The 9,553-nt window shown below is 59.4% G+C and carries 7 protein-coding genes and 3 tRNA genes; 4 read left to right on the forward strand and 6 right to left on the reverse strand.

Annotation, left to right across the window (positions count from 1 at the left end; genetic code table 11):
- Nucleotides 1-95 precede the first annotated feature (95 nt).
- The 6 genes from M9827_RS22150 to rluD all read right to left on the reverse strand — a co-directional run bounded on the left by M9827_RS22150 (nucleotide 96) and on the right by rluD (nucleotide 5,014).
- A tRNA-Lys gene (locus tag M9827_RS22150) sits at nucleotides 96-171 on the reverse strand.
- Between the two features lie 5 nt (nucleotides 172-176).
- Nucleotides 177-253: transfer RNA gene (locus tag M9827_RS22155), tRNA-Pro, on the reverse strand.
- A gap of 9 nt (nucleotides 254-262) precedes the next feature.
- Nucleotides 263-338: transfer RNA gene (locus M9827_RS22160), tRNA-Asn, on the reverse strand.
- Nucleotides 339-636: 298 nt separating this feature from the next.
- Nucleotides 637-3,201, reverse strand: a complete 2,565-nt coding sequence (clpB, locus tag M9827_RS22165; RefSeq protein WP_250607148.1) for an ATP-dependent chaperone ClpB — start codon at nucleotides 3,199-3,201, stop codon at nucleotides 637-639.
- A gap of 131 nt (nucleotides 3,202-3,332) precedes the next feature.
- The gene (pgeF, locus tag M9827_RS22170; RefSeq protein WP_250607149.1) at nucleotides 3,333-4,055 is read right to left on the reverse strand and encodes a peptidoglycan editing factor PgeF; all 723 of its coding nucleotides are present in this window, start codon (nucleotides 4,053-4,055) and stop codon (nucleotides 3,333-3,335) included.
- Nucleotides 4,052-5,014: a 23S rRNA pseudouridine(1911/1915/1917) synthase RluD gene (gene rluD, locus M9827_RS22175; protein WP_250607150.1), complete on the reverse strand. Its 963-nt coding sequence runs from the start codon at nucleotides 5,012-5,014 to the stop codon at nucleotides 4,052-4,054. Before rluD ends, pgeF begins: the two co-directional genes overlap by 4 nt.
- Nucleotides 5,015-5,166: 152 nt before the next feature.
- On the opposite strand from rluD, the gene M9827_RS22180 reads away from it, so the two are divergent.
- From M9827_RS22180 to M9827_RS22195, 4 genes are all read left to right on the forward strand, one after another.
- The gene (locus M9827_RS22180) at nucleotides 5,167-6,183 is read left to right on the forward strand and encodes an outer membrane protein assembly factor BamD (RefSeq protein WP_007909854.1); all 1,017 of its coding nucleotides are present in this window, start codon (nucleotides 5,167-5,169) and stop codon (nucleotides 6,181-6,183) included.
- 126 nt (nucleotides 6,184-6,309) lie between these two features.
- Entirely contained in the window at nucleotides 6,310-6,552 is a 243-nt protein-coding gene (locus tag M9827_RS22185) for a PP0621 family protein (protein ID WP_093434843.1), read from the forward strand.
- Nucleotides 6,542-8,131, forward strand: a complete 1,590-nt coding sequence (locus M9827_RS22190; RefSeq protein ID WP_250607151.1) for a sensor histidine kinase — start codon at nucleotides 6,542-6,544, stop codon at nucleotides 8,129-8,131. The genes M9827_RS22185 and M9827_RS22190 overlap by 11 nt, the downstream gene beginning before the upstream one ends.
- The gene (locus M9827_RS22195; protein ID WP_250607152.1) at nucleotides 8,128-9,474 is read left to right on the forward strand and encodes a sigma-54-dependent transcriptional regulator; all 1,347 of its coding nucleotides are present in this window, start codon (nucleotides 8,128-8,130) and stop codon (nucleotides 9,472-9,474) included. Before M9827_RS22190 ends, M9827_RS22195 begins: the two co-directional genes overlap by 4 nt.
- The last annotated feature ends 79 nt before the right edge of the window (nucleotides 9,475-9,553 follow it).

Genomic DNA, 9,553 nt, shown 5'->3' on the forward strand with positions numbered 1-9,553 from the left:
AAAAAAAAGGCGACCTTTCAAAGATCGCCTTCTTCGATCAGCGCTTTTGGCCTCTGATCTTAAGATTCGATCCCAGCGCAAACTGGTTTCAAAAATGGTGGGTCGTGTGGGATTCGAACCTACGACCAATTGGTTAAAAGCCAACTGCTCTACCAACTGAGCTAACGACCCAAAAATGGTCGGGGTAAGGGGATTCGAACTCCTGACATCCTGCTCCCAAAGCAGGCGCGCTACCGGACTGCGCTATACCCCGGTTTGAAATTGGCTCCGTGACCAGGACTCGAACCTGGGACCCAATGATTAACAGTCATTTGCTCTACCGACTGAGCTATCACGGAACTACACATTTCAATTTACAACTGTGAAACCTGAAGCTTCTCGACACCGTTTTCGCATCGCTGCGTTCGTGTGTCTGAGGCGCGCTATTCTACAACCTAGAACACCTCTGTCAACCCCCTAAATTGCTTTCAAGTTAATGATTTGCAACTTATTTCAGTTTTCAATCCAGAGGATTGAAACGCTGCCGGTGACTGACTGCGGGGCGCACTTTACAAGCCTTTTCCTTTGAGTTCAACAGCCTAACGAAAAAAAAGGCCCCACAATGTGGGGCCCTCCTTTTTTCCCTGGCGCTTTGGCTCAGTTGAAAACGATTTCGTCGTTCTCGACCGTGCCGGTCGCCGTATCGCCCGGCATGAAGTGACCCGAGAGGATCAACTGCGCCAGCGGGTTTTCGATCCAGCGCTGAATCGCTCGTTTCAAAGGACGTGCGCCATACACCGGGTCGTAACCAACGGCGATCAGCTTGTCCATCGCCTCCGGACTCAGCTCCAGCCTCAGCTCGCGCTCGGCCAGACGGCTGCGCAGACGGCCCAACTGGATCTCGGTAATGCCCGCGATCTGATCCCGTGCCAGAGGCTCGAAGATCACCACTTCGTCGACCCGGTTGATGAACTCCGGACGGAAGTGCGACGTCAGCGCATCCATTACTGCAGCACGTTGCGCCTCACGATCACCGACCAGTTCCTGGATCTGCACCGAACCGAGGTTCGAGGTCATGACGATGACGGTATTGCGGAAGTCCACCGTGCGGCCATGGCTGTCGGTCAGACGACCATCCTCAAGCACTTGCAGGAGGATGTTGAACACATCCGGGTGCGCCTTCTCGACCTCGTCCAGCAGGATCACCGAGTAAGGCTTGCGACGTACCGCCTCGGTCAGGTAACCGCCCTCTTCGTAACCGACGTATCCCGGTGGTGCACCGATCAGGCGAGCCACAGAATGTTTCTCCATGAACTCGGACATGTCGATCCGCACCATCGCCTCTTCAGTATCAAAGAGGAATTCGGCCAACGCCTTGCACAGCTCGGTTTTACCGACACCGGTCGGGCCGAGGAACATGAACGAACCGCTCGGACGATTCGGGTCGGACAACCCGGCACGCGAACGGCGCACTGCGTTGGCGACGGCGACCACTGCTTCGTCCTGACCGATCACACGTTGGTGCAACAGGCTTTCCATCTTCATCAGCTTGTCGCGCTCGCCTTCGAGCATTTTCGACACAGGGATGCCGGTCCACTTCGACACGACTTCAGCGATTTCTTCTTCAGTCACCTTGCTGCGCAGCAACTGGTTTTCGCTCTTGCCATGCTGATCGACCATTTGCAGACTGCGCTCCAGATCCGGGATAACCCCGTACTGCAACTCGGCCATGCGGTTCAGGTCGCCCTTACGGCGCGCCGCTTCCAGTTCCTGACGCGACTGCTCGATCTTCTGCTGAATCTGCGCAGAACCCTGCACCTCGGCTTTTTCCGAGTTCCAGATTTCTTCCAGATCCGAATACTCCCGCTCGTGACGCTCGATTTCTTCCTGGAGTTTTTCCAGGCGTTTCTTCGCCGCGTCGTCGCTTTCTTTCTTCAGCGCTTGGGATTCCACCTTCAACTGAATCAGGCGACGTTCCAGACGATCCAGTACTTCCGGCTTGGAATCGATTTCCATGCGAATGCGGCTGGCGGCTTCGTCGATCAGGTCGATGGCCTTGTCCGGCAACTGCCGATCGGTGATGTAGCGATGGCTGAGCTTGGCCGCCGCGATGATCGCGCCGTCGGTGATCGCCACTTTGTGGTGAACCTCATAACGCTCTTTGAGGCCACGCAGGATGGCGATGGTGTCTTCTTCGCTCGGCTCATCCACCAGGACTTTCTGGAAGCGTCGCTCAAGCGCTGCGTCCTTCTCTATATATTGGCGGTACTCGTTGAGCGTGGTCGCGCCGACGCAGTGCAACTCACCGCGCGCCAGCGCAGGCTTGAGCATGTTGCCGGCATCCATCGAGCCTTCGCCTTTACCGGCGCCGACCATGGTGTGCAGTTCGTCGATGAACAGAATGATCTGCCCTTCCTGCTTCGACAGCTCGTTGAGCAGCGACTTCAGGCGCTCTTCGAACTCGCCGCGATACTTGGCACCGGCAATCAGCGCCCCCATGTCCAGCGAGAGCAGACGCTTGCCTTTGAGGCCGTCCGGCACTTCGCCGTTGATGATGCGCTGGGCCAGACCTTCGGCAATCGCGGTTTTACCCACGCCTGGCTCACCGATCAACACCGGGTTGTTCTTGGTGCGGCGTTGCAGAACCTGAATGGTGCGACGAATTTCGTCATCACGACCGATCACCGGATCGAGCTTGCCTTCTTCGGCGCGCTTGGTCAGGTCGACGGTGTACTTGTCCAACGCCTGCCGCGACTCCTCGTGGTTGGCGTCGTTTACCGCTTCGCCGCCACGCAGGTTGTTGATCGCGTTTTCCAGGGCTTTCTTGCTCACGCCCTGGCCGAGCAGCAATTTGCCGAGCTTGCTGTTCTCGTCCATCGCCGCGAGCAGCACCAGTTCGCTGGAAATGAACTGATCGCCCTTCTGCTGGGCCAGACGGTCAGCTTGATTAAGCAGGCGCGCCAGATCCTGCGACATGTTGACGTCACCAGTCGGGTTCTGGATTTTCGGTAACTGGTCGAGCTCTTTGGTCAGCTCTTTACGCAAGCTGTTGACGTCGAAGCCCACCTGCATCAGCAGAGGTTTGATCGAACCACCCTGCTGTTCAAGCATGGCTTGCATCAAGTGCGCCGGCTCAATCGCCGGATGATCGTGGCCGACAGCCAACGACTGGGCGTCGGACAAGGCCAACTGTAATTTGCTGGTTAAACGGTCTATACGCATGGGGTCACCTTCCTTTTGAGCAGGCCGGACCTGAAAACCATCCTGAATAAAGAAACCTGCCAGATACCACTGTAGATGCGGTCGATTCTGGGAGATTCAAGCGTCGGAGAGTTGATGTAAGTCAGACAAGTCTAGCGGGCGAGCCAAACGAGGGAGGCAAAGCGACCGGTGCGCGACGCACGGCGATAAGAAAAGAAGCGTGGATCGGTCACGGTGCAGAAACCGCCACCATAAACAGCGGTGACACCCCGCTCAGCCAGACGCAGGCGCGCCAGCAGATAAATGTCCGCCATGAACTTGCCGGCATTGTCGCTCGGCGCGAAGGCTTTTGCCGCTTCGGGCAGTTGATTGACGAAGACTTCCCGTACTTCGGGGCCGACTTCAAAGGCTTTTGGGCCAATGGCCGGGCCGAGCCAGACCAGCACCTCTGCAGCCGGAACATCGAGACTGTCGAGGGTTGCCTCAAGCACGCCCGCCGCCAGACCACGCCAACCGGCGTGAGCCGCCGCGACGCGAGTACCCGCACGATCGCAGAACAATGCCGGCAGACAATCCGCCGTCATCGCCGCGCAGGCAATACCCGGCGTTGCCGTCCAGCTCGCATCTGCAGTCGCAACGATCCCCGGATCAGCGTGCGCCACGGCAATCCCGTGCACTTGCTGCAACCAGGCAGGCTGTATAGAGAAGTGCTCGGTCAGACGCCGACGGTTCTCGGCGACGGCCTCAGGACGATCATCGACATGATCGCCCAGATTGAGGCTGTCGAACGGCACCTCGCTGACACCGCCCTCGCGGGTGGTGACGCAGGCTTTGACGCAGGCCGGCGCAGGCCAGTCCGGCGTCAGCCAGTTCATCCGACGAAAGCCTCGCGATCCTGCTTGAGCAGGGTCAGCAGCCAGACGAAATCCTCCGGCAGCGGCGATTCCCAGCTCATGCGCTCGCCGCTCGTCGGGTGATCGAGTTCCAGGAAGCGTGCATGCAGCGCCTGACGCGGGAAGTGCTTGAGGGATTCAACCATCGTCGGGTTAGCGGCTGGCGGAATGCGGAAACGACCGCCGTACGCCGGGTCGCCGACCAACGGGAAGTTGATGTGCGCCATGTGCACGCGGATCTGGTGCGTACGACCGGTTTCCAGTTTCACCCGTACATGGGTGTGGGAACGGAAGCGCTCCAGCACGCGGTAGTGGCTGACGGCAGGCTTGCCGCCCTCCATCACCGCCATGCGCTGGCGCTGCTGGCCGTGGCGACCAATCGGGGCGTTGATCTTGCCCCCGGCGGTGACCACGCCAATCACGATGCACTCGTAGATCCGGCTGACGCTGCGGCTCTGCAATTGCGTAACCAGCTTGGTCTGCGCCTGAATGGTCTTGGCCACCACCATCAGACCGGTGGTGTCCTTGTCCAGACGATGCACGATACCGGCGCGCGGGACATTGATGATGTCCGGCACATGGTGCAGCAACGCGTTGAGCAGCGTGCCATCGGCGTGACCGGCAGCCGGGTGCACCACCAGGCCCGCAGGCTTGTTGATCACCAGGATGTCGTCGTCTTCATAGACGATGTCGAGCTCGATGTCCTGGGCGATCCACTCGCCCTGGGCTTCCTGCTCAGCAGTCAGCTCAAGGATGGCACCGCCGTGCACGATGTCGCGAGGGCGGATGACCGCCCCGTCCACAGTCAGGCGACCTTCTTTGATCCAGGCGGAAAGGCGCGAGCGTGAGTGCTCAGCGAAGAGTTGGGCGGCGACTTGATCGAGGCGTTGGCCGCCCAAATCGGACGGCACCTCTGCGCGAAGTTCAATTTTATCGGACATGCTCTGACTGGGCGTCGGCACAGCCTTTGGTTTCGGCTGCGCGCTTGTGGTTAAATACGGGCGTCTTTTGCCCCGAGGCTTTTCAACGGGGCGCTCATCATAACAGGACGGCCCCGCCCAAGACAGCGGCCGTCATAGGGACGCAAGCCGCCATGCAAGTGAAACACCTGCTGCTGATCGCCATCCTCGCATTGACCGCTGCTTGCTCATCGAAGGAAGTCGTAGACGAAAACCTCAGCGAAGCCGAGCTGTATCAGCAGGCTCAGACTGACCTGGACAACAACAGCTACACCAGCGCTACAGCCAAGCTGAAGGCTCTGGAGTCGCGTTATCCGTTCGGTCGCTACGCCGATCAGGCACAGCTGGAACTGATCTACGCCAACTATAAGAACGCCGAGCCGGAAGCTGCAAAGTCTGCCGCCGAGCGTTTCATTCGTTTGCATCCGCAGCATCCGAACGTGGATTACGCGTACTACCTGAAAGGCCTGACTTCGTTCGACCAGGACGTTGGCCTGCTGGCGCGCTTCCTGCCGCTGGACATGACCAAGCGTGACCCGGGCGCCGCGCGCGACTCGTACAACGAGTTCGCCCAGCTGACCAGCCGATACCCGAACAGCCGCTACGCGCCGGACGCCAAGCAGCGCATGATCTACCTGCGCAACCTGCTGGCCGCCTACGAAATCCACGTGGCCGACTACTACCTGACCCGTCAGGCTTATGTAGCCGCTGCCAACCGTGGTCGTTATGTCGTGGAAAACTTCCAGGAAACCCCATCGGTCGGTGACGGCCTGGCGGTAATGACTGAAGCCTACCAGCGTCTGCACCTGGACGAACTGGCGGCGACCAGCCTGGAGACCCTGAAGCTCAACTACCCGAACCACCCGAGCCTGCAAGACGGCCAGTTCGTGCCACGGGTTGCTGAAGCCGACAACCGCTCGTTCCTGAGCAAGGCGACTTTGGGTCTGATCGAATCGCGTCCACCGCTGCCGCCGGGAGAAACCCGCGCCAACCAGGACGTGCAGAAGCAGTTCCAGGATGCGAAAGACGCGATCCCGAACGAGCTCAAGCCTAAGGACGAAAACGGCGACGTGATCGAAGAGCCGGAGCCCGAGTCGAGCAACACCGACCGTTCGTGGTTCAGCTACATGACCTTCGGCGTGTTCGACTGATCACACCGGATGTACAGAAAAGGGAGATCTGCGGATCTCCCTTTTTCATTTCCGCGCTTTAATCAGCTGTGCGCTCGTCAGGTCCTTGGCTAAACTGCCGGATCATCAGTCGAAAAGCCGCTCATCATGCTTCGTTTATTGTTCTGGATCGTCGTGATTTTCGCCGCGATATGGTTGTGGCGTAAATTCAAGGCGCCTGCCGCGTCCAATCAATCCAACCGTGCCCCTCGCGAACAGGATGCTCCACCGATGGTGCGCTGCGCCCATTGCGGCGTGCACCTGCCGCGCGATCGCGCGCTGAGCGTGCAACAACAGTGGTATTGCAGCCAGGCTCACCTTGAGCAAGGCCCGGGTACCCGTGATCGCTGAGGCCACCCACGCCGACAGCAAACAGGCGCAGCGCCTGCTGCGCCTTTATCATCTCTACCGCTTGAGTATCGGCATCACGCTGGTGCTGCTGATCTCCAGCAACATGGACAACCGCCTGCTGACGTCGGCCAATGACGAATTGCTGCGCGGCGGCAGTTGGCTGTACCTGATCCTCAATATTCTGTTGGTGGTGTTCCTGGAGAACACCCGACGGCCGGCGCAACTGTTCAGCCTGGCCCTCGTCGATGTCCTGCTTTTATGCGGTTTGTTCTTTGCGGCGGGCGGTGTCGGTAGTGCCCTGGGCAATTTGCTGATTGTCTCGGTGGCGATCAGCAACACCTTGCTACGGCGACGCATCGGCCTGTTGATCGCCGCCATCGGTGCGCTGGGCATCGTCGGCTCGAGTTTCCTGCTCGGCTTCAATCACCCCCTGAGCGCCAATGAATACTTGCAGGCCGGCACACTCGGTGCCCTGTGCTTTGCCGCGTCGTTGCTGGTGCAGGGGCTGATCCGCCGCCTCGAAGTCAGCGAAACCCTCGCCGAGCAACGTGCCAGCGAAGTGGTCAGTCTCGAAGCCCTCAACGCGTTGATCCTGCAACGCATGCGCACCGGCATTCTGGTGCTCGACGAGGCGCGCCGGGTGCAGTTGGCCAACCACAGCGCACAAACCCTGCTCGCGCAGTCGCACCTTCAGGGGCATTTGATCGATGACTATTCCACGGCGCTGGTCGATCGCCTGCAACTGTGGATGAACAACCCAACCTTGCGCCCGCAGAGCCTGAAAATCCCCGGCAATGGCCTGGAACTGCAACCAAGCTTCATCGCCCTCGAACAAAGCCCGAACCAGCAAACCCTGGTGTTTCTTGAAGACCTCGCGCAAATCGCCCAGCAAGCTCAGCAACTGAAACTGGCCGCGCTTGGCCGCCTGACCGCCGGCATCGCCCACGAGATCCGCAATCCGCTGGGTGCCATCAGTCACGCCGCACAGCTATTGGCTGAGTCCGAGGAACTCGACCGCGCGGATCGGCGTCTGACGCAGATTATTCAAGACCACTCCCAGCGCATGAACCGAGTCATCGAAAACGTCCTGCAACTGTCCCGCCGCCAACAAAGCGCGCCGCAACGCCTGGATCTCAAGCCATGGCTGGAAAACTTCGTTGCCGAAAGCCGTGAACAGGCCAGCGAACGCCAGCAGATTCACCTGCGGATCAATTCGGGAGATTTCACCACGCTGATGGACCCGAACCAGCTCACGCAAATTCTCGACAATCTGTTACGCAACGGCTGGCGCCACAGCGCCCTGCTGCATGATCAGGCCGAAGTCTGGCTATCGTTGTTCAGCGATCCCGACAGCCAGTTGGCAGTCCTCGAAGTGCAGGACAACGGTCCCGGCGTGCCTGCCGATGAACAAACACATCTGTTCGAACCCTTCTTCACCACCAGCAGCCAGGGCACCGGCCTTGGGCTTTATCTGTCCCGTGAGCTGTGCGAAAGCAACCAAGCGCGCCTAGACTTCCAGTCACGCCAAGACGGCGGCTGCTTTCGCATCACCTTTGCTCACGGACGGAAACAAAGTTGAACACGAGCCCACGGCAAAAAATCCTCATCGTCGACGACGAACCGGATATCCGCGAACTCCTGGAAATCACCCTGGGACGGATGAAACTCGACACCTGCAGCGCGCGTAATCTGGCTGAAGCCCAGGCGTTGTTGAACCGCGAGAACTTTGACCTGTGCCTGACCGACATGCGCTTGCCCGACGGTACTGGGCTGGAACTGGTGCAGCAAATGCAGCAACGTTATCCACAATTGCCGGTGGCGATGATCACTGCCTATGGCAGCCTGGAAACGGCGATCAACGCCTTGAAAGCAGGGGCTTTCGACTTTCTCACCAAACCGGTGGACCTTACCCGCTTGCGCGAACTGGTCGGCACCGCCCTGCGCATGCCGGCGGCGGGAGGCAGCCTGACCTCCATCGATCGGCGCTTGCTCGGCGACTCACCGCCCATGCGTAGTCTGCGCAAGCAAATCGACAAACTCGCGCGCAGTCAGGCGCCGGTTTACATCAGTGGCGAGTCCGGCAGTGGCAAGGAACTGGTTGCGCGTCTGATCCACGAGCAAGGGCCGCGCGCTGGTCAGCCGTTCGTGCCGGTGAACTGTGGAGCGATCCCGTCGGAACTGATGGAAAGCGAGTTTTTCGGCCATCGCAAAGGCAGTTTCACCGGCGCGGTCGAGGACAAGCCGGGGCTGTTTCAGGCAGCTCATGGCGGCACGTTATTCCTCGATGAAGTGGCCGACTTGCCGCTGTCGATGCAGGTCAAACTGCTGCGGGCGATTCAGGAAAAAGCCGTGCGCAGTGTCGGCGGCCAGCAGGAAAGCGTGGTTGATGTGCGGATTCTCTGCGCCACGCACAAGGATCTCGATGCAGAGGTCGCGGCCGAACGCTTTCGTCAGGATCTTTATTACCGCTTGAACGTGATCGAACTGCGCGTGCCGCCCTTGCGAGAGCGGCGCGATGACATCGAAGTGTTGGCGGCGCACATGCTCAAGCGTTTGGCCAAGGACACCGGCCAACCGGCAGCGCGTTTACATCCTCAGGCGTTGGAAGCGCTGAAGAATTACCGGTTTCCGGGGAACGTGCGGGAGTTGGAAAACGTGCTTGAGCGGGCACACACCTTGTGTGAAAACCGCACGATCGAGGCTGAAGATTTACGTCTGAGCGAAGGCAACTGCGCGGCGGACGGCGGGATTGCCGATCTGACGCAGATCGACAATCTTGAGGATTACCTGGAGAACGTCGAGCGGAAGCTGATTCTGCAAGCGCTGGAAGAAACGCGCTGGAATCGCACGGCGGCGGCGCAGCGGTTGAGCCTTTCGTTTCGGTCGATGCGTTATCGCTTGAAGAAATTGGGCCTGGATTGAGGGCCCCATCGCGAGCAGGCTCGCTCCCACATTGGTTTTTGTGATCGACAAAGATCAACTGTGGGAGCGAGCCTGCTCG

It is taken from the genome of Pseudomonas sp. AKS31, assembly GCF_023634765.1.
In the GTDB taxonomy this organism is placed as follows: Bacteria; Pseudomonadota; Gammaproteobacteria; order Pseudomonadales; family Pseudomonadaceae; genus Aquipseudomonas.